Origin of the sequence: Thermus sp. (genome assembly GCF_040290245.1) — a bacterium.
GTDB lineage: Bacteria > Deinococcota > Deinococci > Deinococcales > Thermaceae > Thermus_A.
The window spans coordinates 1-23,993 of the sequence record NZ_PSMQ01000023.1 but is presented as its reverse complement, the minus strand read 5'-3'; the positions used below and the strand labels follow the sequence as shown (position 1 = coordinate 23,993).

29 protein-coding genes are annotated in these 23,993 nt (G+C 65.5%); 25 read left to right on the top strand and 4 right to left on the bottom strand.

Features of this window, described 5'->3' with window-relative positions:
- A partial coding sequence (locus C4301_RS04985) for a DHH family phosphoesterase (RefSeq protein WP_503012393.1) occupies positions 1 to 822 on the bottom strand: 822 nt, incomplete at its 3' end.
- On the opposite strand from C4301_RS04985, the gene aroA reads away from it, so the two are divergent.
- From aroA to tmpR, 5 genes are read left to right on the top strand one after another with little or no spacing between them, the layout of a single operon-like run.
- A complete protein-coding gene (gene aroA / locus C4301_RS04980) occupies positions 823 to 2,109 on the top strand; it encodes a 3-phosphoshikimate 1-carboxyvinyltransferase (protein WP_352414001.1) in 1,287 nt (428 codons plus the stop codon).
- The gene (cmk, locus tag C4301_RS04975; protein ID WP_352414000.1) at positions 2,096 to 2,737 is read left to right on the top strand and encodes a (d)CMP kinase; all 642 of its coding nucleotides are present in this window, start codon (positions 2,096 to 2,098) and stop codon (positions 2,735 to 2,737) included. The genes aroA and cmk overlap by 14 nt, the downstream gene beginning before the upstream one ends.
- The gene (locus tag C4301_RS04970) at positions 2,737 to 3,510 is read left to right on the top strand and encodes a CDP-alcohol phosphatidyltransferase family protein (protein ID WP_352414005.1); all 774 of its coding nucleotides are present in this window, start codon (positions 2,737 to 2,739) and stop codon (positions 3,508 to 3,510) included. The genes cmk and C4301_RS04970 overlap by 1 nt, the downstream gene beginning before the upstream one ends.
- Complete coding sequence (locus C4301_RS04965) at positions 3,474 to 3,890, top strand: NUDIX domain-containing protein (protein ID WP_352413999.1); 417 nt, start codon at positions 3,474 to 3,476, stop codon at positions 3,888 to 3,890. The genes C4301_RS04970 and C4301_RS04965 overlap by 37 nt, the downstream gene beginning before the upstream one ends.
- Positions 3,887 to 4,597, top strand: coding sequence for a bifunctional dihydropteridine reductase/dihydrofolate reductase TmpR (gene tmpR, locus C4301_RS04960; RefSeq protein WP_352413998.1), 711 nt, complete (start codon positions 3,887 to 3,889; stop codon positions 4,595 to 4,597). The genes C4301_RS04965 and tmpR overlap by 4 nt, the downstream gene beginning before the upstream one ends.
- Here tmpR and C4301_RS04955 read toward each other — a convergent pair.
- Positions 4,554 to 5,333, bottom strand: a complete 780-nt coding sequence (locus C4301_RS04955; RefSeq protein WP_352413997.1) for a class I mannose-6-phosphate isomerase — start codon at positions 5,331 to 5,333, stop codon at positions 4,554 to 4,556. The genes tmpR and C4301_RS04955 overlap by 44 nt on opposite strands.
- Before the next feature lie 48 nt (positions 5,334 to 5,381).
- Between C4301_RS04955 and C4301_RS04950 the strand changes: the two genes are divergently transcribed.
- The 4 genes from C4301_RS04950 (at position 5,382) to C4301_RS04935 (ending at position 7,952) form a co-directional block, all read left to right on the top strand.
- Positions 5,382 to 6,254 carry an SIS domain-containing protein gene (locus C4301_RS04950; protein ID WP_352413996.1) on the top strand — a complete coding sequence of 291 codons (873 nt, stop codon included), beginning with the start codon at positions 5,382 to 5,384 and terminating at the stop codon, positions 6,252 to 6,254.
- Positions 6,255 to 6,292: 38 nt separating this feature from the next.
- A complete protein-coding gene (locus tag C4301_RS04945; RefSeq protein WP_352414004.1) occupies positions 6,293 to 6,949 on the top strand; it encodes an endonuclease V in 657 nt (218 codons plus the stop codon).
- Positions 6,922 to 7,554, top strand: a complete 633-nt coding sequence (locus C4301_RS04940; RefSeq protein ID WP_352413995.1) for a lysophospholipid acyltransferase family protein — start codon at positions 6,922 to 6,924, stop codon at positions 7,552 to 7,554. The genes C4301_RS04945 and C4301_RS04940 overlap by 28 nt, the downstream gene beginning before the upstream one ends.
- 65 nt (positions 7,555 to 7,619) lie before the next feature.
- On the top strand, positions 7,620 to 7,952 hold the full coding sequence (locus tag C4301_RS04935) for an HU family DNA-binding protein (protein ID WP_352414003.1): 333 nt from the start codon (positions 7,620 to 7,622) through the stop codon (positions 7,950 to 7,952).
- A 43-nt stretch (positions 7,953 to 7,995) separates the two neighbouring features.
- Here C4301_RS04935 and ftsH read toward each other — a convergent pair whose 3' ends face one another.
- On the bottom strand, positions 7,996 to 9,858 hold the full coding sequence (gene ftsH / locus C4301_RS04930) for an ATP-dependent zinc metalloprotease FtsH (RefSeq protein WP_352413994.1): 1,863 nt from the start codon (positions 9,856 to 9,858) through the stop codon (positions 7,996 to 7,998).
- Between the two features lie 140 nt (positions 9,859 to 9,998).
- Here ftsH and dnaK point away from each other — a divergent pair, with 140 nt between their 5' ends.
- From dnaK to C4301_RS04850, 16 genes are all read left to right on the top strand, one after another.
- Positions 9,999 to 11,837 (top strand): molecular chaperone DnaK, encoded by a 1,839-nt coding sequence (gene dnaK, locus C4301_RS04925; RefSeq protein ID WP_352413993.1) that lies wholly within the window; start codon positions 9,999 to 10,001, stop codon positions 11,835 to 11,837.
- A gap of 51 nt (positions 11,838 to 11,888) precedes the next feature.
- Positions 11,889 to 12,428 carry a nucleotide exchange factor GrpE gene (locus tag C4301_RS04920; RefSeq protein ID WP_503012392.1) on the top strand — a complete coding sequence of 180 codons (540 nt, stop codon included), beginning with the start codon at positions 11,889 to 11,891 and terminating at the stop codon, positions 12,426 to 12,428.
- Between the two features lie 15 nt (positions 12,429 to 12,443).
- Positions 12,444 to 13,268: a DnaJ C-terminal domain-containing protein gene (locus C4301_RS04915; protein ID WP_352413992.1), complete on the top strand. Its 825-nt coding sequence runs from the start codon at positions 12,444 to 12,446 to the stop codon at positions 13,266 to 13,268.
- Entirely contained in the window at positions 13,255 to 13,491 is a 237-nt protein-coding gene (locus tag C4301_RS04910) for a chaperone modulator CbpM (RefSeq protein WP_352413991.1), read from the top strand. Before C4301_RS04915 ends, C4301_RS04910 begins: the two co-directional genes overlap by 14 nt.
- Before the next feature lie 161 nt (positions 13,492 to 13,652).
- Positions 13,653 to 16,217: an ATP-dependent chaperone ClpB gene (gene clpB / locus C4301_RS04905; RefSeq protein ID WP_352413990.1), complete on the top strand. Its 2,565-nt coding sequence runs from the start codon at positions 13,653 to 13,655 to the stop codon at positions 16,215 to 16,217.
- Positions 16,218 to 16,228: 11 nt separating this feature from the next.
- On the top strand, positions 16,229 to 16,609 hold the full coding sequence (locus tag C4301_RS04900; RefSeq protein ID WP_352413989.1) for a ferritin-like domain-containing protein: 381 nt from the start codon (positions 16,229 to 16,231) through the stop codon (positions 16,607 to 16,609).
- A gap of 12 nt (positions 16,610 to 16,621) precedes the next feature.
- Positions 16,622 to 17,806, top strand: coding sequence for a VLRF1 family aeRF1-type release factor (locus tag C4301_RS04895; protein WP_352413988.1), 1,185 nt, complete (start codon positions 16,622 to 16,624; stop codon positions 17,804 to 17,806).
- Positions 17,807 to 17,818: 12 nt separating this feature from the next.
- Entirely contained in the window at positions 17,819 to 18,235 is a 417-nt protein-coding gene (locus C4301_RS04890; protein ID WP_352413987.1) for an Hsp20/alpha crystallin family protein, read from the top strand.
- An 11-nt stretch (positions 18,236 to 18,246) separates the two neighbouring features.
- Complete coding sequence (locus tag C4301_RS04885) at positions 18,247 to 18,933, top strand: metallophosphoesterase family protein (protein WP_352413986.1); 687 nt, start codon at positions 18,247 to 18,249, stop codon at positions 18,931 to 18,933.
- 48 nt (positions 18,934 to 18,981) lie between these two features.
- Positions 18,982 to 19,383: an Hsp20/alpha crystallin family protein gene (locus tag C4301_RS04880; protein WP_352413985.1), complete on the top strand. Its 402-nt coding sequence runs from the start codon at positions 18,982 to 18,984 to the stop codon at positions 19,381 to 19,383.
- A gap of 11 nt (positions 19,384 to 19,394) precedes the next feature.
- Positions 19,395 to 19,841, top strand: a complete 447-nt coding sequence (locus tag C4301_RS04875; protein WP_352413984.1) for a DUF1931 family protein — start codon at positions 19,395 to 19,397, stop codon at positions 19,839 to 19,841.
- A complete protein-coding gene (locus C4301_RS04870; RefSeq protein ID WP_352413983.1) occupies positions 19,838 to 20,257 on the top strand; it encodes a phosphate-starvation-inducible PsiE family protein in 420 nt (139 codons plus the stop codon). The genes C4301_RS04875 and C4301_RS04870 overlap by 4 nt, the downstream gene beginning before the upstream one ends.
- Positions 20,254 to 20,736, top strand: coding sequence for a cation:proton antiporter regulatory subunit (locus tag C4301_RS04865; RefSeq protein ID WP_352413982.1), 483 nt, complete (start codon positions 20,254 to 20,256; stop codon positions 20,734 to 20,736). Before C4301_RS04870 ends, C4301_RS04865 begins: the two co-directional genes overlap by 4 nt.
- On the top strand, positions 20,736 to 21,866 hold the full coding sequence (locus C4301_RS04860) for a cation:proton antiporter (RefSeq protein WP_352413981.1): 1,131 nt from the start codon (positions 20,736 to 20,738) through the stop codon (positions 21,864 to 21,866). The genes C4301_RS04865 and C4301_RS04860 overlap by 1 nt, the downstream gene beginning before the upstream one ends.
- 2 nt (positions 21,867 to 21,868) lie before the next feature.
- On the top strand, positions 21,869 to 22,702 hold the full coding sequence (locus tag C4301_RS04855) for an SDH family Clp fold serine proteinase (protein WP_352413980.1): 834 nt from the start codon (positions 21,869 to 21,871) through the stop codon (positions 22,700 to 22,702).
- Between the two features lies 1 nt (position 22,703).
- Positions 22,704 to 23,336, top strand: coding sequence for a rhomboid family intramembrane serine protease (locus tag C4301_RS04850; RefSeq protein WP_352413979.1), 633 nt, complete (start codon positions 22,704 to 22,706; stop codon positions 23,334 to 23,336).
- Here the strand turns inward: C4301_RS04850 and C4301_RS04845 are convergent.
- On the bottom strand, positions 23,330 to 23,993 hold a 664-nt coding region (locus tag C4301_RS04845; protein ID WP_352413978.1), incomplete at its 5' end, for a lytic transglycosylase domain-containing protein. The two genes, C4301_RS04850 and C4301_RS04845, sit on opposite strands and share 7 nt — an antisense overlap.

Below are 23,993 nucleotides of genomic sequence, written 5' to 3'. Positions count from 1 at the left end.
CCTTCGGGAAGCAACTTGTTGTTCCCTTCGAGAAGCAACGGCCTGGGCCTCCCGGTGTTCCCCTAACGGGGAAGCAGCTCGGTGTTCCCCTGACGGGGAAGCAGCCGCGGGCAGATGGGCGGTGACGAGAAGCCCGCCAAAGTGGAACGCCACGGTGGAGAGCACCTTCCCCATAAGCTTGTAGTACGAGGGGGGGCGCCACTGGAGCCGGTCGGTGAGCTCGGAAAGCTTGACCCCGTAGCCCACGAGCTCCGCCGCCACCCGCAAAACCTCCGGGGTGGTGTTGGCGAAGCGGAAGTTTCCGGTGTCGGTGATGAGGCCGGTGAGCACCGGGGTGGCGATCTCCGCAGTCCACCCCACCCCCATCAGGTCGATCAGGTCCTTCACCATCTGGGCGGTGGCCGCCTTGGAAGGGTCCACCACGGCAATCTGGCCGAAGCGGGGGTTGGTCCCGTGGTGGTCGATGTTGATGACAAACCCCTCCACCGGGGCCCCCACGGCCCGGGAGGGCTCGGCCGCGTCCAGGACCACCAGGGTGGAACCTGGGGGGAGCTTCTCCACAGGGTCGGCGTACTCCTCCTCCTTGGCGAGGAAGCGGAGGAAGCGGGGCGGGGTGGCCACCCAGCGGACATCCTTGCCCAGGGCCTTAAGCGCCCGGTAAAGGCCCAGGGAGCTTCCAATGGCATCCCCATCGGGGTCCACGTGGGTCACCACGTAGATGGGCCCCTCCACGGCCTTGAGGACCTCGGCCACCAGGCGCATCTTTTCAAAGTAATGGGGTTCGGGCTGATTCAGCACGTCCACCCCTCTATAATCCCCCATATGGACCTCTTTCTACCACCCGCGAAGGCCCTGAGGGGAAGCCTCCGGGTCCCCGGGGACAAGTCGGTGACCCACCGGGGGCTGATGCTCCTCAGCCTGGCCGAAGGGGAAGGACGGCTTCTTTATCCCCTAAAGTCCGGGGACACCCTGGCCACCCTTCGCGCCATGCAGGCCCTGGGGGCGGAGATCCACGAGGAAGGCCCCCACCTCCGGGTTCAAGGCCTTGGGCTTAGGCTGAAGGAGCCCGAGGACGTCCTGGACTGCCAGAACGCGGGCACCCTGATGCGGCTCGGTCTGGGCCTTCTCGCAGGACAGGAGGGGTTTTTCGTCCTCACCGGGGATGCCTCCTTGCGCAGAAGGCCCATGGACCGGGTTTCCATCCCCCTACGGGCCATGGGGGCCCGGATCGACGGACGGGAGGGGGGCCGGTATGCGCCTTTGGCCCTCCGGGGCGGGGAGCTTAGGGGGATCTCCTACACCCTTCCCGTCCCCAGCGCCCAGGTGAAAAGCGCCCTTCTCCTGGCGGGGCTTTTCGCGGAAGGGGTCACGGAGGTGGTGGAACCCATCCCCACCCGGGACCATACGGAGAGGCTTTTCCGCTACTTCGGCCTGCCCCTCGAGGTGGAGGGCAACCGCATCCGCACCTGGAAAACCGGCCCCTTCCCCGCGCGGGACCTCACCGTACCCGGGGACTTCTCCAGCGCCGCCTTCTTCCTGGTGGCGGCCCTCATCACGCCGGGCTCCGAGCTCCGGGTGGAAGGCGTGGGGCTCAACCCCACCCGGACGGGGCTCCTCACCGTCTTAGAGAAAATGGGGGCAAGGATCAAGTGGGAGGTTTTGGAGGACCAGGGGGGGGAGGCCGTGGGGGTCATCACCGCCCAAAGCAGCGCGCTAAAGGGTGTGGAGGTGGACCCCGGCCTCATCCCGCAGATGGTGGACGAGGTCCCCGCTTTGGCCGCCGCCGCCGCCTGGGCCGAAGGGGAGACCTTCATCCCGGGCCTGTCCGAGCTCCGGGTCAAGGAATCAGACCGGGTGCGGGCCATTGCCCACAACCTGCGCGCCCTGGGGGTGGAGGTGGAGGAGGGGCCGGACTGGCTCCGGATTAAAGGCGGGGTGCAGCCCGGGGCCAAGCCGGTGGTGGTGGCCCCTTTCCACGACCACCGGATCGCCATGGCCTTCGCGGTGGCGGGCCTGCCCCTGGGGGTAGAGGTGAAGGAGGCGGAGTGGGCCACCATCAGCTACCCTGGATTTTTTGAAGACCTCCAAAGGCTCTATGCGTCCGGATGAAATCATCACCCTAGACGGCCCTTCCGCCTCGGGAAAGAGCACGGTGGCGAAGAGGCTCGCCCGGGCCCTGGGAATCCCCTACCTCTCCAGCGGCCTCCTCTACCGGGCCGCGGCCCTTCTGGCCCTTTCGCGAAGCGAGCACCAAAAGGAGGGTATTGAGGAAGGGGCGCTCCTCAAAAGCCTCGAGGCGCGTTCCATCCGCCTCGTCCCAGACCCTTTGGGAAACCGGGTCCTTATAGACGGCCAGGACCGGACGGAGGCGCTCCACACCCAAGAGATCGACCGCGTGGTCTCCCAGGTGGCCCGGCTCCCCGGGGTGCGCGAATGGGTGAACCGGCGGCTTAAGGAGGTCCCCCCTCCCTTCGTGGCCGAGGGGCGGGACATGGGCCGGGTGGTCTTCCCCGAGGCCAGGTACAAGTTCTACCTCACGGCAAGCCCCGAGGTGCGGGCAAGGAGAAGGACTCTAGAGCGGCCCCAGGCCTACGAGGAAGTCCTCCAAGACCTCCTGCAAAGGGACACCCTGGACCAGGCGCAAAGCCTCCCCGCCCCGGATGCCTTGGTCTTGGACACCACCGGGATGACGGTGGAGGAGGTGGTGGCCTGGATCCTGGAAAGGATTCGAGATTGATGGTGCCGGGAGGAAAGAACAGGCCCGTCCAGGAGTTTCTAAACACCCTCTTCTATCGCCCCTTGGCCCACCTTGTGGTCCGGCTCCTCCTCTTTACCCCCGTCCGCCCCCCGCACCTGGTCCTCCTCCACACCCTCCTCACCGTTCTCGCCGCCTTCTGGATCGTTTTGCATAAGGACCTGGGGGCCGCCTTGCTCCTTCAGCTCAAGACCATCCTGGACAACGCGGACGGCCAGCTCGCCCGCTTAAGAGGCGAGGAGAGCGAGCTCGGCCGGTACCTGGACTCGGGCATGGACTTTCTGGGCAACGCCGCCCTCTTCTTCGCCCTTTATCTGCGGGAGGGGGAAGGGTTTCTCGTCCTCCTGGGGTTTTTGGTCTTCACCCTGACCCAGGCCTGGGACTTCAACCTGGAGTACCTCTACCGGAAGGCGAGGGGCGAGCCCTTCCGCCCCCAGGTCCAAGACTCCCCCTCCTTCTGGCTCTCCCTTTTCCGGGGGCTTTACGCCTGGGTCTACGCCCCCCAGGACCGACTGGTCCGGGGCCTGGAAGAGGGCCTGGTGCGCCGGCTTGGCCTAGACCCCTTGCGGTTCTGGGACGAGGCGGCCGTGGCCAGCGTGGTGAACTTCGGCCTCACCACCCACCTCTTCTTCCTCGGGGTCTTCCTCGCCTTCGGCCAGCTCCGGGCCTACCTCCTGTTTTTGCTCCTCCTCCCCGTGTATCTTGGGGGAGTCTACGTATGGCGCATCCAAAGGAGCATCCCATCCCCACGGTAGGGGCCCTGATCGAGCAGGAAGGCCGGGTCCTCCTGGTGAAGACCACCAAGTGGCGGGGGCTTTGGGGGGTGCCTGGGGGAAAGGTCCGGCTTGGGGAAAGCCTCGAGGAAGCCCTTAGGCGGGAGGTCCTGGAGGAGGTGGGGCTCGTCCTGCACGAAATCCGCTTTGCCCTCCTCCAAGAGGCCATCTATAGCCCGGAGTTCCACCGTCCGGCCCATTTTCTGCTGGTGAACTACTTTGCCAAGGGTGAGGGAGAGGTGCAAAAGGGAGAGGAGATCCTGGAGTGGGCCTGGGTGGAGGCGGAAAAGGGCCTGGACTACCCCTTGAACACCTTCACCCGAGCCCTTCTCCTCGCCCACTTAGGCCGGAGTAAGGGATGAGGACGGCCCTGGTCACCGGAAGCGCCAAGGGGATTGGCCGGGCCATCCTCCTGACCCTAGCCCGGGAGGGGTTCCAGGTGGCTGTGCACTACCGGAGCTCCGAGGAGCTGGCCGAGGCCACCCGGAAGGAGGCGGAGGCCCTTGGGGTGAAGGCCATCAAGGTGCGGGCCGACCTCACGGTCCCCGAGGAAGCCGCCTCTTTGGTGGAGGAGGTGGCCTTCCACCTAGGGGGAATCGGGGTCCTGGTGAACAACGTGGGGGACTACCTTCATAAACCCATAGAGCAGGTCTCCTTTGAGGAGTGGCGCTGGATCCTGGACTCCAACCTCACCTCCACCTTTCTGGTCACCCAGGCCGCCCTGCCCCGGATGATGGCCCAGGGGTACGGGCGGATCGTCAACCTAGGCTACGCGGGGGCGCAGAACCTCCTGGCCCGGCCCCATATCACCCCCTATGTCATCGCCAAAACCGGGGTTATCCTGTACACCAAAGCCCTGGCCAAGCGGCTTGCGGGGATGAACATCACCGCCAACGTGGTGGCCCCCGGTGTGGCGGAAAACTCGGTCTCCAAGCCCATCGGCGAGATCCCCATGGGCCGGCTGGCCCTCCTCGAGGAGATCGCGCAGGCGGTGCTCTTCTTTGTTAAGGACGAAAGCCGCTACCTCACGGGGCAGGTCCTCGAGGTGGCGGGGGGGTGGAATCTGTGAGGCTGGCCCCGAGGAAAACCCCCTCCCCTTCCAGCCTTGCCTCCTCCCCTGTCTCCAGAAGGACGGTGTCCGGAAAGCGAAGGGGCTTCGGACCCCCAGGGCCAGAAAGAACCGCCTCCCCTTCAAGAAGGGTGAGGGCTAAGGGCTTTTCCGCCTCCAAGTGAAGCGGACCCCTTAGGTCATAGCGGTAAAGGGCGAAATAGGGGCAGGCCATGAGCCGGACCCCACCCCCCCGGCGCAGCGGCTCAAAACGGGGCAGGGGGGTGGGCTCCAGGATGGCCACCTCGAGGGCCTTTTCCAGGTGGAGCTCCCTGGGCCGGCCGTAGTCGTAGATCCGGTAGGTAAGGTCGGAGGGCTGTTGGACCTCGTAGACCATCGTCCCCGGGCCTAGGGCGTGGACCGTCCCCGCGGGGATGTACACCACCTCTCCCTTCCGCACCCAAAGCCGGTTCAACACCTCGTCCAAGGCTCCGGTCTGGGCTCTTTCCCGCACCTCCTCCCGGGTTACCGGGCGGTTAAAGCCATAGACGATCTCCCCTTCCGCAAGGACGTACCACGCCTCCGTCTTGCCAGGCCTCTTCTCCCGGGCCAAAGCGTAGGCATCCGGGGGGTGGACCTGGACGGAAAGCCAGTCCGCAGGATCGATCAGCTTGATGAGGAGGGGCTCCTCCAGAAGCCAGACCTCCCCCACCCTTTCCCCAAACCCCAGCCGGCTTCCACCCCAGACCCTTTCCACCGGTTTTGGATGGGCGAAGACCACGAAACTTAAGGTACCATGGGGAGGATGCGCGACCTGGACAAAGAGGAAACCTACCTGGTGGACCGGAAGGGGCTGGCGGTGGAGCTGCGCGACCTGGTGGGCTCCGGCCCCACCCCCGCCGACACCCAGGAGGGAAAGGCTTCACTTCCGGGCCCCTATGGGCTTCTGGCCTACGGGGAGGCCTGGTGGGTGGGGCGGCTTCTAGGCCTTCCCGAGTGGACGGAGGAAGGGACGCAGTTCCTTCTGGAAGGCGGGTACGACCTGGGGGCGGCCCAGGCCCTGGGCCTGGTGGCGGAGACGGGCAAGGCCCGCCTCGTCCGGGTGGAGCTCCCCCCAAGCCCCTTGAACCCCTACCGCTACCTCCGCTACATCTTGCTGGCCATGGGAAAGGCGGAGGCCCTCTCCCAGGTGGACCGGCTCCTTCTCGAGGAAAGGAAGCGCCTGGGGCCAGAGGTGCCCCTGGAGGAAAACCCCGCCAAGTTCCTGGCCTTTACCCTCCTGGAAAGAACCCCCCTCTTCTACGCCCCCGGGTATCCCGGGCTGGCCGAGGCGGCCCAGGGGCTCTTCGCCCGGATCGGTAAAAGCCTCTCCCTTACCCCCCCTCCCACCGCCTTAGAGTTCTTCCTCACCGGCCTCGAGGCCCGGCACGAGCAGGGGGACCCCCTGGCGGCGGTCCTTTTGGGAAGGGGGGCGGAGGTGAGCCTGGCTAAGGAGATCCTAGAAAGCCGGGTGGACACGGTGGCCGAGCTCCCTCCACCCGAGGACGGGGCAAGCCCTTTGGCCCAGGCCCTGGCCCTCTGGTACCGCCTGGCCTGGACCGCCTACTACCTGGCCCTGCTCTACGGGGTGGATCCAGGCGACCAGGAGGTCTTGAGCCGCCTGAGGGAGGTAACTTGAGGAAGGACTTCCCCAAGCCCAAGAACCTCCAGGAAGCCATGGCCATTCAGGAAGCCCTGAGGGGGCGGGTGGTCCTCGAGGGAAGCCTGGAAGGCGTGCGGCGCATTGCCGCCCTGGACGCCGCCCACAAAAAAGGGGGACCCCTGGTTGCGGTGGCGGTGCTCTACGACCTGGAAAAGGGTCCCCTCTTTGTAGGCCGGGCCCTCCTTCCCGAAGAGGAGCTCTTCCCCTACATCCCGGGGTTTTTGTCCTTCCGGGAAGCCCCCGCCTACCTCGAGGCCCTTTCCGCTTTGCCTGAGGCTCCGGAGGCCCTTCTGGTCGACGGCCAGGGCATCGCCCACCCCCGCTCCTTGGGCATCGCTAGCCACCTGGGGGTGAACCTGGATCTGCCGAGCGTGGGGGTGGCCAAGAGCCTCCTCTATGGAAAGCCGGAAGGATTTCTGGCCCAGGAAGCGGGAAGCGCCGTGCGCCTCTTAAGCCCGGAAGGCAGGCCTTTGGGCTATGTCTACCGGAGCCGAATGGGCGCGAGGCCCCTTTACGTCTCCCCCGGGCACCGGGTTGGGCTTCTGGAGGCGCTCACCTTCGTAAAGGGGCTTCCCACCCGGTACCGTCTCCCGGAACCCTTGAGGCTTGCCCACCTCGAGGCCAGCCAGGCTAGAGTGGAGGCATGGTCTACCGGCTCGCTTGGGCTCTAGCCCGCTTTCTCCTCCACCTCCTCTTCGGCTTCTCGGCGAAGGGACAGGAACATGTCCCCAAAACCGGACCGGTCATCCTGGCCGCCAACCACCTCTCCATCTTGGACCCCATCGCCGTGGGGGCCGGGGTGTGGCGTCCGGTCAGCTTTTTCGCCCGGGCGGACCTCTTCCGCCTCCCCATCCTTTCCTGGCTTCTGCCCCGGGTCTACGCCATCCCCGTGGAACGAGGGGAAAGCGACCTCAACGCCGTCAAAAGGGCCCTCCGCACCCTGGAAAAAGGCCTTGCCTTCGGCATCTTTCCCGAGGGGACAAGGAGCCGCACCGGCCGTCTCCAACCCTTCAAGACGGGGGTGGCCGCCATCGCCTTGAGGACCGGGACCCCCGTGGTCCCCGTGGCGGTGATGGGGACGGAGAAGGCCCTGCCTGTGGGGTCCCGGACGATCCGGCTTCGGAGGCCTATCCGGGTGGTCTTCGGAGACCCCATCCCCGTGGCCAAAAAGGAGAGGCCCACCCGCGAGGACCTCCTTCGGCTGAACCGGGAGATAGAGGCCAAGGTAGCGGAACTTCTAGACCCCCCCTACCGTCCTACGCAAAGCTTCAGTTAGATATAGTTGCTTACAATAAATGAAGAAAAGCTCTGGGGTATTGCGAAGCCTAACAAAGGCGTGCTATATTCCGTGCGGAAGGGAAAAGCGAAAGGAGGGAAGAAATGGCTGCAAAGAAAACGGTAACCAAAGCGGATCTGGTGGACCAAGTGGCCGCCGCCACCGGTATGAAGAAGAAGGACACCAAGGCGATTGTGGACGCGTTGTTGGCCAGGGTGGAAGAGGCCTTGGCGGCGGGGAACAAGGTGCAGCTCACCGGCTTCGGCACCTTCGAGGTGCGCAAGCGCAAGGCCCGCACCGGTGTAAAGCCCGGCACCAAGGAGAAGATCAAGATCCCCGCCACGCAGTACCCCGCCTTCAAGCCGGGCAAGGCCTTGAAGGACAAGGTGAAGAAATAGGGCTTCCCTTCCCCCCGGGGGGTCCTCCCCGGGGTTTTCGTTTTTAAACCCCCCCCAGCCCCGGCCGGGCCTTGGGGATGATGCGGGGGGGCTCCTTCTCCTTTTTCTCCTCCTCCGCTTCCAAAGGCAGACCCTCCACCACCCGCCTGAACTCCTCCGCAGTCAGGGTCTCCCGATCCAAAAGGGCCTGCGCCACCCGCTCCAACACCTCACGCCTCTCCAACAAAAGGGCCTTGACCCGGGCATACTGCTCCTCAATCAGCCCACGCACCGCCTCGTCGATCCGCCGGGCCGTCTCCTCCGAGTACTGCCGCACATCGTACCCCCCAAGGTACGTGTCCTCCCGCACCGCGTAAGCCACCGGGCCAAACTCCGGATGCATCCCCCACTCGGTGATCATCCGCCGGGCGAGCTCCGTGGCCTGACGGAAATCGTTCTCCGCCCCCGTGGTCACATCCCCAAACACCAGCTCCTCCGAAGCACGCCCAGCCAAAGCCACCGCAATCTGGTCCAGAAGCCGCCTCCTGGTCCAGTGAAGCATCTCCTCCCGCCTGGGCATCATGAAGCCCAGGGCGCGGCCCCGAGGCACAATGGTCACCTTGTGCACCCCGTCCGCGTGCTCGAGGAAGTGGGCGGCCAGGGCGTGCCCCGCCTCGTGGTAGGCGGTCACCTCCCGGTCGCGCGGGGAGATCACCAGGCTCTTCTTGGCAGGCCCCATCATCACCCGGTCCGCCGCCTCCTCCAGGTCCTTCATGGTGATCTTCCGCCGCCCCTCCCGGGCCGCCAAAAGCGCCGCCTCGTTCAAAAGATTCTCCAAATCCGCCCCCACAAACCCCGGCGTCCGCTTCGCCACAAGCGCCAGGTCCACATCCTCAGCAAGAGGCTTCCCCCGGGCGTGAATGCGCAGGATCTGCTCCCGCCCTTTGACATCCGGAGCGTCTATCGCCACCTGCCGGTCAAACCGGCCCGGCCTTAAAAGCGCCGGGTCCAAAACATCCGGCCGGTTGGTCGCCGCCATCACAATCACCGTGGAGTCCTTCTCAAACCCGTCCAGCTCCACCAAAAGCTGGTTCAGCGTCTGCTCCCGCTCATCGTTCCCGCCCCCCACACCGCTCCCGCGTCGCCGGCCCACCGCGTCAATCTCGTCAATAAACACAATGCAGGGGGCGTGGCGCTTGGCCGTCTCAAACAGGTCCCGCACCCGCGCCGCCCCCACACCCACGAACATCTCCACAAAATCCGAGCCCGAGGCGGTGATGAAGGGCACTTTGGCCTCCCCCGCCACCGCCCGGGCGATGTGGGTCTTCCCCACCCCCGGCGGGCCCACGAGGAGCACCCCTTTGGGAATCCGGGCCCCAAGCTCGTGAAACCGACCCGGGTTCTTTAAGAACTCCACAACCTCCTTGAGCTCCTCCTTCGCCTCCTCCGCCCCCGCCACGTCCTTAAAGGTCACCTTGGGGGCCTCGGTCAGGACCCTCGCCCGGCTTTTGGTGAAGCTGAAGGCGGAGTCCGACGGCCCTTGCCGCATCCCCCGCGAGAAGTAGAAAAAGGCGGCAAAAAGGAGGCCCACAAGCAGCAGGGGCCAGAGGAAACCCGCGGGGGAGTTCCCTCCCGGTGGGTCCACCTGGACCCGCACCCCCTGCCGGACCCAGGCCTCGAGGGTGGCGGGGTCCGGAGGGCTCGGAAGGTAAGTGGTGAAGGTGGAACCGTCCGACAAGGTGCCCTGGAGCCGGAGATCCCCCGCCCGGATCCGCACCTCCTGGACCCGGCCCGCCTTCAGGTCCTCGAGAAAGGTGGCGTAGCCCACCCCACCCCCGCCGCTCCCCGTCCCGGCCAGGCTGATGGCCCAGGCCAGGAGCAGGACGCCCATCACCAGGACGATGAAGTTAAAGGGTATCCGGCTCATCTATCCCTAGGGTACACCGAAGGGAACCGTTCAGGGTAGCCGGGGGCACAGACCCGGCCCCGCCCATCAATTGATAAAACTACACTCATATGCCTTGACATAACCAGGCCAAGGGACTAGGATGGGCCTCGAGGTGAAGTATGGCCAAGGCCGTCGGGATTGACCTGGGAACCACCAACAGCGTGATCGCGGTGATGGAGGGCGGAAAGCCCGTGGTTTTGGAGAATGCGGAAGGGGAAAGGACCACCCCCAGCGTGGTGGCCTTCAAGGACGGGGAGGTCCTGGTGGGGCGCCTGGCTAAGCGGCAGGCGGTCTTGAACCCCCTGGGCACGGTCTTCGAGGTCAAGCGCTTCATCGGGCGCCGGTTTGAGGAGGTCCGGGAGGAGGCCAAGCGGGTCCCCTACAAGGTCCTCCCCGGGCCGGACGGCGGGGTGCGGATCGAGGTGGGGGGGAAGCTCTACACCCCCGAGGAGATCAGCGCCTTCATCCTGAGAAAGCTGGTGGAGGACGCTTCCAAAAAGCTGGGCGAAAGGATCACCAAAGCGGTGATCACCGTTCCCGCCTACTTCAACAACGCCCAGCGGGAGGCCACGGCCAACGCGGGCCGGATTGCGGGCCTGGAGGTGCTGCGCATCATCAACGAGCCCACCGCCGCCGCCTTGGCCTACGGGCTGGACAAGAAGGGAAATGAGACCGTCCTCGTCTTCGACCTGGGGGGTGGAACGTTCGACGTGACGGTGCTGGAGATCGGGGAGGGGGTCTTCGAGGTCAAGTCCACCTCCGGGGACACCCACCTGGGCGGAAGCGACATGGACCACGCCATCGTGAACTGGGTGGCGGAGGAGTTCCAAAAGGAGTACGGGGTGGACCTAAGGAAGGACCCCCAGGCCCTGCAGCGCCTCATCGAGGCCGCAGAAAAGGCCAAGATCGAACTCTCCAGCACCCTGGAGACCACCATCAGCCTGCCCTTCATCGCCCTGGACCCCGCCAGCAAGACCCCCCTCCACCTGGAGAAGAAGCTCACCCGCTCCAAGTTCGAGGAGCTCATCGACCCCCTCCTCCGCCGCCTTCGGGGCCCGGTGGAGCAGGCCCTTAAGGACGCAGGGCTTTCCCCGGGCCAGATCGACGAGGTCATCCTGGTGGGCGGGGCCACCCGGGTGCCCGCGGTCCAGCGGGTGGTGAATGAGCTTTTGGGCAAGGAGCCCAACCGTTCGGTGAACCCCGACGAGGCGGTGGCCATCGGGGCGGCCATCCAGGGGGGGGTGCTGATGGGGGAGGTGCGGGACGTGGTCCTTCTGGACGTCACCCCCCTATCCCTCGGGGTGGAGACCAAGGGCGGGGTGATGACCGTCCTCATCCCCCGGAACACCACCATCCCCACCCGGAAGTGCGAGATCTTCACCACCGCCGAGCACAACCAGACCGCGGTGGAGATCCACGTCCTCCAGGGTGAGCGGCCCATGGCGCAGGACAACAAAAGCCTGGGCCGGTTCCGCTTGGAGGGCATCCCCCCCATGCCCGCGGGGGTTCCGCAGATCGAGGTCTGCTTTGACATCGACGCCAACGGTATCCTCCACGTGACCGCCAAGGAGCGCTCCACGGGCAAGGAGGCCTCCATCACCATCCAGAACACCACCACCCTGTCCGAGGAGGAGATCCAGCGGATGATCGAGGAGGCCAAGCGGTACGCGGAGGAGGACCGCCGACGCAAGGAGCACGCGGAGCTCAAGAACGCCCTGGACACCGCCCGTATCCAGGCGGAGCGGGTTCTGAGCGAGAAGGAAGGCAGCCCTGAGGCCAAGGCCCGCCTCGAGGAGGCCATCCGCAAGGCCAGGGAGCTGGTGGAAAAGGATGCGCCGGACGCGGAGCTCCGCCGGGCCACGGAGGAACTCCTCCAGGCGGTCCAGGCCTACGAAGGCACCGCCACAGGGCCTAAGCCGGGCGACGTGGTGGATACGGACTACAAGCCCGCGGAGTAAGGACCCTCCCCCGCCGGGCCCCGGGGCCCGGCGGGGGGCTTGGAGGGAAGCATGGAGGAGAAACCCACCGAGGCCAGAATGGACGAAAAGGCAGAGCCCCTGCAGGACAGGGCCGCCTTGGGCCAGGAGGTGGCGCGCCTGGAAGAGGAGCTCACCAAGGCCCAAGGGGAGGTCAAAGCCCTGAAGGACCAGTACCTCCGCCTCCTCGCCGATTTTGACAACTACCGCAAGCGGGTGGAGGCCGAGATGAGAGCGCGGGAGGAGGAGGGGGCCCTAAGGGTGCTCCGGGCCCTCCTTCCCGTTTTGGACGATCTGGAGCGGGCGTTGGAGTTCGCCGAGGCCGACCCGGGCGCCATCCGCAAGGGGGTTCAGGCGGTCCGGGATGGGTTTTACCGCATCCTGGCCGGGCTTGGGGTGGAGGAGGTCCCGGGGGAGGGGTCGGCCTTTGACCCCAGGTGCCACGAGGCCATCGGCGTGCTGGAGGGGGAGCCGGGGAAGGTGGCCCGGGTCTTCCAGAAGGGCTTCCGAAAAGGGGAAGCCCTGGTCCGGCCCGCCCGGGTGGCCGTGGGCGAGACCAAGGGCGAGGAATAGGGTGTGAAGTAGGCCATGAAGGACTACTACGCCATCTTGGGCGTTCCCAGAAACGCGACCCAGGAGGAGATCAAACGGGCCTACAAACGGCTCCCCCGCCAGTACCACCCCGATGTGAACAAAAGCCCAGAGGCCGAGGAGCGGTTCAAGGAGATCAACGAGGCCTACGCCGTCCTCTCCGACCCGGAGAAGCGGAGGATCTACGACCAGTACGGGACCACCCAGGCCCCACCGCCCCCACCCCCTGGTGGCTGGGACTTCTCCGAGTTCGAGGTGGAGGACTTCTCGGACTTCTTCCAAAGCCTCTTCGGAGCTGGCCTTTTCGGGAATAGGCCCAGGCGGGGGCGGGACCTCCGGGCCGAACTCCCCCTTTCCCTCGAGGAAGCCTACCGGGGCGGCCGACGGACGGTCCAGGTAGGGGTCAGAAGCGTCACCGTGGAGATTCCCCCCGGGGTGGAGGACGGGGCGATCCTGCGGGTGCCGGGCCTGGGGTCTGGGAACCCCCCGGGGGACCTCCTCCTCGTCGTCCGGCACCTGCCCCACCCCATCTTCCGCCTGGAGGGCCAGAACATCCACGCCACCTTGGACGTCCCCGCCCCCATCGCGGTGGTGGGAGGGACCGTCCGGGCCCCCACCCTGGACGGCCCGGTGGAGGTTACCATCCCCCCGAGGACCCAGGCGGGGCGGAGGCTGCGCCTAAGGGGAAAGGGCTGGCCGGGAAGGGGAGGCAGGGGGGATATGTACCTGGAGGTCCGCATCACCATCCCCGAGCGCCTCACCCCGGAGGAGGAGGCCCTTTGGAAAAAGCTCGCGGAAGGGGTGAAGCATGCTCGTGCCTAGCGAGTTCATGGGCCTCGAGGCCCTCCCCGAGTATGGCCTTTCCCTTGGCGCGGTCAGGGCCTATGTGGAAATCGGGTTCGTAGAGCCCCTGGAGGTGGAAGGGCTCTGGTACTTCCGCCGCCAGGACCTATTGCGCATGGCCAAGGCGGAGCGGATCCGGAAGGAACTCGGGGCCAACCTGATCGGGGCCGCTTTGGTGGTGGAGATCCTCGAGGGCAGATAGGAAGCTTACCCCAGGCCGACCCAAACCCCTAAAACCCGTGGGCCCCGGAGGGGGGCTTGGGCCCCCTCTGGGGGTTTTCGGGCCCTTCAGTACAGTGTTTCAATCAAATCACTTGACAAAATTAATATCAATTGACATGATAGATTTAGAGGGAGGAGGGTATGAACCTGGAACGCTGGACCCAAGCCGCCCGCGAGGCCCTGGCCCAAGGCCAGGTCCTGGCGCGGGAGATGAAGCACCAGGCGATCGATCTCCCCCACCTTTGGCAGGTCCTTTTGAAGGACGAAAACGGCCTTGTGGCCAGGCTCCTTAAGGAAGCGGGGGCAGACCTCCAGGCTCTGAAGCGCTGGACCACCGGCGAGCTGGCCCGCCTGCCCAAGGTGGAGGGGGTGGAAGGCGGCCAGTACCTCACCCCCAGGCTCTCCGGGGCGCTGAACCGGGCCGAGGCCCTCATGGAGGAGCTCAAGGACCGGTTTGTAGCCCTGGATACCCTGGCCCTGGCCCTCGGGGAGGCCACCCCGGGCCTGCCGCCCCTAGAGGCCTTAAAGGCCGCTTTAATCAAGCTAAGAGGAGGGAAGACTGTGCAGACGGAACACGCGGAAGGCACTTTTAACGCTTTGGAACAATACGGGATTGACCTGACCCGGCTTGCCGCAGAAGGGAAGCTGGACCCGGTGATCGGCCGGGACGAGGAGATCCGGCGCACGGTCCAGATCCTCCTGCGCCGGACCAAGAACAACCCCGTCCTGATTGGAGAACCGGGGGTGGGAAAGACCGCCATCGTGGAAGGGCTGGCCCAGCGGATCGTCAAGGGGGACGTCCCCGAAGGCCTGAAGGGCAAGCGGATCATCTCCTTACAGATGGGCTCCCTCCTCGCCGGGGCCAAGTACCGGGGCGAGTTTGAAGAGCGGCTCAAGGCCGTGATCCAGGAGGTGGTCCAGTCCCAAGGGGAGATCATCCTCTTTATCGACGAGCTCCACACCGTGGTGGGAGCGGGTAAGGCCGAGGGCGCGGTGGACGCGGGCAACATGCTCAAGCCCGCCCTGGCCCGGGGGGAGCTCCGGCTCATCGGGGCCACCACCTTGGACGAGTACCGGGAGATCGAGAAGGACCCCGCTTTAGAGCGGCGGTTCCAGCCGGTCTACGTAGACGAGCCCACCGTGGAGGAGACCATCTCCATCCTCCGGGGGATCAAGGAAAAGTACGAGGTCCACCACGGGGTGCGCATCTCCGACCCCGCGCTGGTGGCTGCGGCCGTCCTTTCCCACCGGTACATCACGGAAAGGCGCCTCCCCGACAAGGCCATCGACCTGATCGACGAGGCGGCGGCCCGGCTTCGCATGGCCTTGGAAAGCGCTCCGGAAGAGATCGACACCCTGGAACGGAAAAAGCTCCAGCTGGAGATCGAGCGGGAGGCCCTTAAAAAGGAGAAGGACCCCGACTCCCTGGCCCGCCTCGAGGCCATCGAAAAAGAACTTCAGGAATTGGAAAGGGAGATCCAGTCCCTCAGAACCGAGTGGGAGAAGGAGCGGGAGGTCCTCGGGAGGCTCCGGGAGGCCCAGCACCGCCTGGATGAGGTGCGGCGCGCGATCGAGCTCGCGGAGCGGCAGTACGACCTGAACCGGGCCGCCGAGCTCCGCTACGGGGAGCTCCCCCGCCTCGAGGCGGAGGTGGAGCGCCTTTCAGGTGAACTCAAGACGGCCCGGTTCGTCCGGCTCGAGGTGACGGAGGAGGACATCGCGGAGATCGTCTCCCGCTGGACCGGCATCCCGGTCTCCAAGCTCTTGGAGGGAGAGCGGGAGAAGCTTTTGCGCCTGGAAGACGAGCTTCACAAGCGGGTGGTGGGCCAGGACGAGGCCATAAGGGCGGTGGCGGACGCCATCCGCCGGGCCCGGGCCGGCCTCAAGGACCCGAACCGGCCCATCGGGAGCTTCCTCTTCCTGGGGCCCACGGGGGTGGGAAAGACGGAGCTCGCCAAGACCCTGGCGGCCACCCTGTTCGACACCGAGGAGGCCATGATCCGCATCGACATGACGGAATACATGGAAAAGCACGCGGTCTCCCGGCTCATCGGGGCCCCACCTGGGTATGTGGGGTACGAGGAGGGAGGGCAGCTCACCGAGGCGGTCAGGCGCCGGCCCTACAGCGTCATCCTCTTTGACGAGATCGAAAAGGCCCACCCCGATGTCTTCAACATCCTCCTCCAGATCCTGGACGACGGCCGGCTCACCGACAGCCACGGCCGCACCGTGGATTTCCGCAACACCGTCATCATCCTGACCTCCAACCTGGGTAGCCCCCTTATCCTGGAGGGGATCCAGCGGGGCGAGCCCTATGACCGGATCCGGGACCGGGTCTTTGAAGTGCTCCAAAAGCACTTCCGCCCCGAGTTCCTGAACCGGCTGGACGAGATCGTGGTCTTCCGGCCCCTGGAGCGGGCCCAGATCCGCGAGATCGTGGAGATCCAGCTCAAAAACCTCCGGACGCGCCTCGCGGAGAAGCACATCAGCCTGGAGCTCACTGAGGCGGCCAAGGACTTCCTAGCCGAGCGGGGCTACGATCCGGTCTTCGGCGCCCGGCCGCTTAGGCGGGTCATCCAGCGGGAGCTGGAAACCCCCCTGGCCAAGAAGATCCTGGCCGGGGAGGTGAAGGAGGGGGACCGGGTGGTGGTGGACGCGGGGCCCTTGGGCCTCCTCTTCCAGGTCCCCGCCCGGGTAGAAGCCTAAGGAGGGAAAGGATGACCCTGGCCGAGCTTCTTGCTCAAGCCTATCTGGACGAGCTCAAAGACGCCCTGCGCGCGGAGGAGGCGGCCAGGCGTATCCCCTACCCCCACCTGAGGGCCCGCCTCGAGGCGGTGGCCAAGCGGGAGCGGGCCCATGCGGAGGCCCTGGCCGAGGCCATGCGGAAGCGGGGCCTCCCCATTCCGCCGCCCCCTCCGCCGGAGGCCGATTCTTGGGAGGGACTTTTGGAGCTCCTTTCCTCCGAGGGGTTTGACCGGGCCCTCTACCTGGAAAGCACCCTTCCTGACCCCGAGCTCGAGACCCTCTTTACCCGGATCGGCCAAGAGGAAAAGGAAAACCAGGAGGCCATCCGGCAGGTGGTGGCCCTTCTAGGGTAGCGGAGGTGAACGATGATCGACAAAGCGGCCATCCAGCGCATCAAGGAAACGGTAGCCCCCAGGAAGGCCCCCATCCTGTCCCTGTACGTGGACCCAAACCCCGCCAAGCCGGAGAACGCCGGCCGGGCCTATGCCCTCCGGGCCAAGGATGCCCTGAAGGCCCTTAGGGTGCCCGAGGCGATCGCGGAAAAGACCTTGGAGATCCTGCGGCACCAGGTCCTCGAGGCCAAGACGGCGGTCTTCTTCGCAGGGGATGGGCTCTTTGAGGTGGTCCTCCTCCAGGTGGAGCTTCCCCTCTTAAGCAGAGTTAAAACCGCTTTCTTGGACGAAAGGTCAGAGCGATACCTGGTGGATGGGGTCCTCGCCCACTACGGGGAGCCCTTCCTCCTGCCCTTGGTCTATGCCCTAGACGAGTACGAGCGCTACGGGGTGGTCTACCTGGACCGGGAAAAGTGGCGGGTCTTCGAGGTCTTCCTAGGGGAGATCGAGGAAGTCCACGACGCCTTCTTAGCCCTGGACACCGAGGCCTGGCGGCGCCTTTCCTTAGACGCCCCGGGCCGCCGCTTTAACCTGGGGGGCATCGCCCGGGGCGGGGCGGGGCAGGACCTCTTCGCCAAGCGCCTCGAGGCCTGGGAGGAGCGGTTTTACAAGGCCCTAGCCCATGAGCTCCAAAGGCTTTTTGAGGTGCGGGGCTTCACTCGGCTTGTCCTCATGGGTCCCGAGGAGCACACCAAGCTCTTCCTGGGCTACCTGCCCAAGCGGCTATGGGAGGAGGTGGTGGCCCTTCTCCCCTCCTTGCCCCACCCAGGCGCCACCCCCGGCGAGGTCTTAAAGCGCCTGGAACCCGAGCTGGAGCGAATCGAAAGGGAAAAGGAGATGGAACTCCTCAGGAGCCTCGAGGAGGCCTATCCCAAAGCCGCCTTTGGCCCAGAGGTTCTAGAAAGGCTTCAGGAGGGCCGGGTGGAGGTGTGGGTTCTGCCCTGGCGGATGGACCAGGTGGTCTACGCCTGTGATGGCCTCTACTTCCCGGGTGAGGCCGAGGCCAGGGCCTACTGCGAGAACCCAGAGGCAAAGCCTTTGGCGGTGGTCCTTCCCGAGCTCGCCGCAGGGTATGCGGCCAAGCTGGAGTTCGTGCGCGGCGAGGCCCAAAGAAGGCTTCTTGAGCGCGGGGGGATGGCCGCGCTCTTGAGGTGGTAAAGGAGGTGAGGCATGATCCGGTTTGATCCCTTCAAGGAGCTGGAGGAACTTCAGGAAAGGTTGGCACGGGCCTTCGCGCCCCAGGCCCAGCAGGGGCCCCGGGTCTACGCCCCGCCGGTGGACGTGGTGGAGGACCAAGAGGGGCTTCACCTTTACGTCTACCTCCCCGGGGTGGAGCCGGAGCGGGTGGAGGTGACGGCGGAGGAAGGGGTCCTCTCCGTGCGGGCGGAGCGGCCCTTTGAAAAGAAGGAGCAGGCCACCTACCACCGCCTCGAGGGCCCCTATGGCACCTTCGCCCGGAGCTTCAACGTCCCCAACTCCTTTGACCTCTCCCGGGTCCAGGCCCGCTTCCGGCACGGGGTCTTGCACCTTCTGGTTCCGCGGGCCGAGGAAACCAGACCCAAGAAGATCCAGGTCCAGGTGGAGTGAGGAGGTGGGGTATGCGGAAAACCATCCGGAAACTCCTCGCCACCTCTAACCCCATGGGGGACCTAGAAGCTTTGGAAAAACTGGTCCAGCTGGCCCCGGAAACGGACGCGGATGCCCTCATCCTCATCGGCAACCTCTTCCCCAAAAGCGCCCACACCCGGGACTACGGGGTCTTCCTCCGGCTTCTGGCCCAGGCCAACCTGCCCACCTACTACATCCCCGGGCCGCAGGACGCCCCCGTCTGGGAGTACCTGCGGGAGGCAGCCAACGTGGAGCTGATCCATCCCCAGATGAAAAACGTTCACGGGAGCTTCGCCTTTGCCCGCGGGCCCTACCTGGTGGCCGGCCTGGGGGGGGAGGTGGTGGACGAGGGGAAGAAGGAGGAGGAGGAAGCCCTCCGCTACCCCGCCTGGGAGGCGGAGTACCGTTTCAAGGTCCTGTGGGAGGTCAAGGACTACCCCAAGATCTTCCTCTTCTACACCCACCCGGCGCACAAGGGCCTGGGCGAGGGGGGAAGCCAGGCGGTGGCCGAGCTCATCAAAACCCATAACCCCCTGGTGGCCTTCGTGGCGGGCCGGGGGCAGAAGAAGGAGCTTTTGGGCCACTCCTACGTCCTCGTACCAGGCGATCTTTCCGAAGGGGAGTACAGCGTCTTTGATCTGCGGGAGCACCACCTCGAGACCGGGAACGTCCGCTAGACCCAGGCCGCGGGGTCTTTCCCCGCGGCCTGGGCCCAAGGAGGGAATATGCTGGAGAAAATCTGGCCTTTTGGGAAGCTGCGCCTGCGCAAGGCGGTAGAGGAAGCTTTGGAGCGGGCCTTTGAGCCAGGCGAGGCGATCGAGCCTCTCTCCGAGCTTGTGGAGGAGGAGGACCGCTACCTTCTGCGGGTGGAGGTCCCGGGTATGGACAAGGATCACCTTCAGGTGCGGCTGGAGGGGCCCTATCTGGTGGTGGAAGGGGAAAGGCGGGAGGAAAAGCGGAAGAAGCACCTGGCGGAGATCGTCTACGGCCGCATCTTCCGTCAGTACCTCCTGCCTCCGGATGCCAAGGCCGAGGGGGTGAAGGCAAGGCTGAAAAACGGGGTTCTCGAGGTGGAGATCCCCCGGGAAAAAGCCGAGGCCAAAGCGGTCCAGATCCCGGTGGAGTAAGGAAGCGGGCGATGCTGATGAAAGTCGCCGAGTTTGAGCGCCTCTTCCGGGAAGCGGCCGGCTTGGACGTGGACAAGGACGACCTGAAAAGGCTTTCGGACTTCCTGAGAAACAAGGTGTATGACCTCCTCGTGGTGGCGGAGAGGAACGCCAAATACAACGGCCGGGATATCGTCTTCGAGCCCGACCTCCCCGTGACCAAGGGGCTTCAGGAAACCCTCCATACGTTCCGAAAGATGGGGGTATCCTTGGAGCTCAAACCCGTCCTCGAGGCCCTGGCCGCCCTGCCGCCTTTGGACCTCGAGGTCTCCGAGGACGTCCGGGCCCTCCTGCCCGAACGGGCGGGGGCGCTGGTGGTGGCCTACGCCCGGGTCATCCGGGAGCTGGACCCTACGGTGAAAAACCCCGATGCGGAGCACCACGAGCGCGCCAGAAAGGTGTTTGATCTGCTCCTATGACCCAGACCCAGCTCATCCGCCTCTTCCGGCTGGGCCTCCAGCTGGTCTTTAACCTGGTTATCCTGGCCCTTCTCATCGGGCTTTTTGTGGGCTCGGTCCGGACCTTTTTAGACCTGGGCCTCACCCTCACCGAGCCCACGGTGCGGCTTGGGCTGAAGAACCTCATCACCAACACCCTTTCCCTGGTCATCATCCTGGAGCTCGCCCGGGCCTTTGTGGAGTACTTTGAGTTCGATAGGGTGCGCCTCGAGGTCCTTCTGGAGGTGGGGGTGGCCCTGGCCTTGCGGGAGCTTCTTCTGGCGCTTTTTGCAGAGAAGCTTTCGGGCCTGGAGGTCTTCCTCTGGTCCTTGGGGATCCTGGCCCTGGTCTTGGGCCGGAGCCTGGCCATACGCTTCAGCCCTGGGAGGAAGGAATGAAGGTGGAAGAGGTCGTCCTGCCGGGCGTGGGGCGGAAGTTCACCATTGAGGTCCAAAGCGGAGACCGCCTGGTGGTGGTGGTCCACAACTCGGGCAAACGGGAGCTCCAGTACTACGAAAAGGGGGAAGACGATGAGCCCACGGCGGCCCTGGACCTCACGGACGAGGAGGCGCGGGAGCTCGGGGCCATCCTGGCCGGAGTCCTCTTCCATCCGGAAGCCGTGGGGGACACCCAGAGCAAGCTTGGAGCCCAGGTCTTTGAATGGATTCCCATCCCACCAGGCTCCCCCTGGGTGGGCAGGCGGGTGGGGGAGTTGCCTCTGCCCCCGGGGGCCCACCTCCTGGCCCTGGACCGGCCTGGGGCCCCCCTGATCCCCAACCCTCCCCCGGAAGCCCTCTTGGAGGCGGGGGACACCCTGGTCCTGGCGGGAAGCCGGGAGGCGATCGAGGCCTTCAAACGGGGCCTGGGGAAGGGCTGATGCACCCCTCGGTGGAGGCCTTTGCCATCGCCGCGGGGCTTCTGGCCCTGGGGGCGGCCCTGGTCCACCGCCTCGGCTTCCCGCCCCTGCCCGTCTACCTCCTCACGGGGCTTTTAGTGGGGGAAAGGCTGCCCACGGAGGCCCTCGAGCCCCTCCCCTCCTTGGGGTTTCTCCTCCTCCTCTTCTCCGTGGGCCTGGAGTTCGGGCCCGACCGGCTCCAAGCCCTATCCGGCAAAGCCACCCGGGCGGGCCTCTGGGATGCTTTAGCCCTTCCCTTAGGGGTTCTCCTGGGCCTTTTCCTGGGGCTTGACCTGAGGGGGAGCCTCCTTTTCGCCGGGGTCGTCTACGCCTCAAGCAGCGCCGTCATTGTCAAGCTCATCATCGACCTGCACCGGGCGGCCAACCCGGAAAGCGAGGTGGTCCTGGGGGTTTTGGTCCTGGAGGACCTGGTGGTGGCCCTCCTCCTGGCCTTTCTGGGGGGGCAGGGGGCCGGCTTCTTCCTCAGCCTCCTTCTGGTCCTGGCCTACCTCCTCCTCGCCCGCTACCTGGGCCCACCCCTCGTCCAGTTTATGGGAACCCTTTCAGACGAGCTTGTCCTCCTCCTCGGAGCCTCCTTCACCACGGGATCTGCCCTCCTCTTCCACGCCTTAGGAGCCTCTGAAGGGGTGGGGGCTTTTTTAAGCGGGGTGATCGCGGCCAGCCTAGGCCTGCGGGAACGGCTGGAACACCTCTTTGGGCCCATAAGGGACCTGGGGGTGGCGCTCTTTTTCATGGTGGTGGGGGCCTCCGCCTTGGCGCTTTTGCAGGAGCCCTCCCCTTTGGCCATCCTCGGGGCCGCCCTGGGCCTCCTTCTCAAACTCCCCCTCAACCTCCAAGGGGGAAAGGCCGCGGGCCTAGGCCGGAAGCGCCGGGTCTACGCGGGGCTGTGCCTCGTTCCACGGGGAGAGTTCAACCTGGTTTTGGGCCTCTTGGCCCTAAAGCAGGGCTATCCTTTGGTGGCCCAGGTGGCGCTCTTCTTGGTTTTGGTCTCCATCCCTTTGGGAGCGGTCCTCATCCGCTTCGCCCCCGAGGTGTATAGGCTCCTCGAGGGCCCTAGGGAAAAGCCCGCTAAACTAGAGGCGAGGAGGTAGGAATGGACATCTTTTTCCAGCTTTTCTGGCTTTTCTTCATCCTCTCTGCCCTCACCCCCTATTTCCAACAGCAGGCCCTTCTGGGGGCACGGGCCCGTAAAATTCACGAACTCGAGCGGAAGCGGCAAAGCCGGGTCATTACCCTGATCCACCGCCAGGAGGCGGTGAGCTTCTTAGGCATTCCCATCAGCCGCTTTATCAATATAGACGACTCCGAGCAGGTCCTACGGGCCATCCGCCTCACGGACAAAAACGTGCCCATCGACCTAGTCCTCCACACCCCGGGGGGGCTTGTTCTGGCCGCGGAGCAGATTGCCGAGGCCCTCCTCCGCCACTCAGCCAAGGTCACGGTCTTCGTGCCCCACTACGCCATGTCCGGCGGCACCCTGATCGCCCTGGCCGCGGATGAGATCGTCATGGACGAGAACGCCGTGCTGGGCCCCGTGGACCCGCAGCTTGGCCAGTACCCCGCAGCGAGCATCCTAAAGGTGCTGGAAAAGAAGCCCATCGCCGAGATTGACGACCAGACCCTCATTCTGGCGGACATGGCGGAAAAGGCTCTGAGGCAGGTCAAGGCCATGGTGAAAAATCTGCTCAAAAAGCACATGCCGGAAGACAAGGCCGAGGAGGTGGCGGATCTCCTTTCCCAGGGCACCTGGACCCACGATTACCCCATCGACGCGGCCCAGGCCCGGGCCCTGGGGCTCAACGTCTCCACAGGGATGCCCAAGGAGGTCTATGAGCTCATGGAGCTCTACCCTCAGCCCCAGGGAGGGAAGCCCAGCGTCCAGTACGTTCCCCTCCCCTACCACAAAAACGGCACCCCCGGGAGGTGAGGTGTTCCCCCTTTACGACCTCAACCGGGCCCGCCGTCCGGCCTTGGTGGTCAAGGCCCTGGTGCTCGCCAACGCCCTGGCCTTCCTCCTCGAGTACGCCCTAGGCCCCCAGGAGGTCATCCAGGCCTTCGGGTTCATCCCCGGCCTCTTCTTCCAAGACCCCTTCAAGGAGGGGTACCGGGTTCTCACCAGCATGTTCCTCCACGGCGGGCTCTTCCACATCCTGGGCAACATGTGGTTTTTATGGATCTTCGGGGACAACGTGGAGGATCGGATGGGGCACGGCCGCTTTCTCCTCTTTTACCTTCTGGGGGGCGTGGCGGCGGCCTTGGCCCAGGGCCTGGCCACCCCCTTTTCCCAGGTCCCCATGATCGGGGCCTCTGGGGCGGTGAGCGCGGTGCTCGGGGCCTACTACCTACTCTTTCCCCGGGCCTATATCATCACCCTGGTCTGGTTTATCCTGCCCTTCACATTTGCCCTTCCCGCGGGGTTCTACCTCGGCTACTGGGCCTTTTTACAGTTCCTCCAGGGCCTTTTGGGCGTGCCCGGGATCGCCTTCTGGGCCCACCTGGGGGGGTTCTTGTTCGGCGTTCTGGCCGCCCGGGCCTTCACCCCCAGGTGGTACCGTTACTGAGAAAGCGCGCGGTAGTGGGCGTAGGCCCGGAGGACCTTCTCCAGGTACTCCCGGGGTTCCTCCCGCGCCTGACGCCACAAAAAGGCCCAAAAATCCCCTTCCTGCCTTACCCCCCCGAGGGTGTAGCCGATGCCCCCGTTGTACGCGGTGAGGGCACACGCGGTCTTCAGGGGTTCGGAGAACGCCCCACACCTTTCATAAAGCCAGGCCAGGTAGCGGGCGGTGTAGCGGATGTTCGTCCTCGGGTCAAAGGGGTCCCCCGGAACCTCCCCCAGCATCCGGGCCACATCCAGCCAGGTCGCCCAGGTGAACTGGCCCAGGCCCTTAGCCCCCGTGGGGCTTATGGCATAGGGGTCAAACCGGCTTTCCACATGGAAGAGGGCGAACAGGAGGTCGGCCTCGAGGCCATACCGCTCGGCTTCTCCCCCTATCCATTCCCGATAGGGCCTAGGGTAGGCCAGAGCTGTGCCCTCCGCAGCCCGGATCCCCTCCCGGTAGGCTCCCGCCTCGTAGAGGAGGGGGACGAGGACAGGCCAGTCCGTGGGCCGCTCCAGAAGGGCGTAGCGCAAAACCCCCCGGGCCCACTCCCCCTTGCCTGCTCCCAGAAGGGCCCGGACCAGAGGGGCTTCGGGCGGGGGGGGGGCGGCAGGCGGAGGA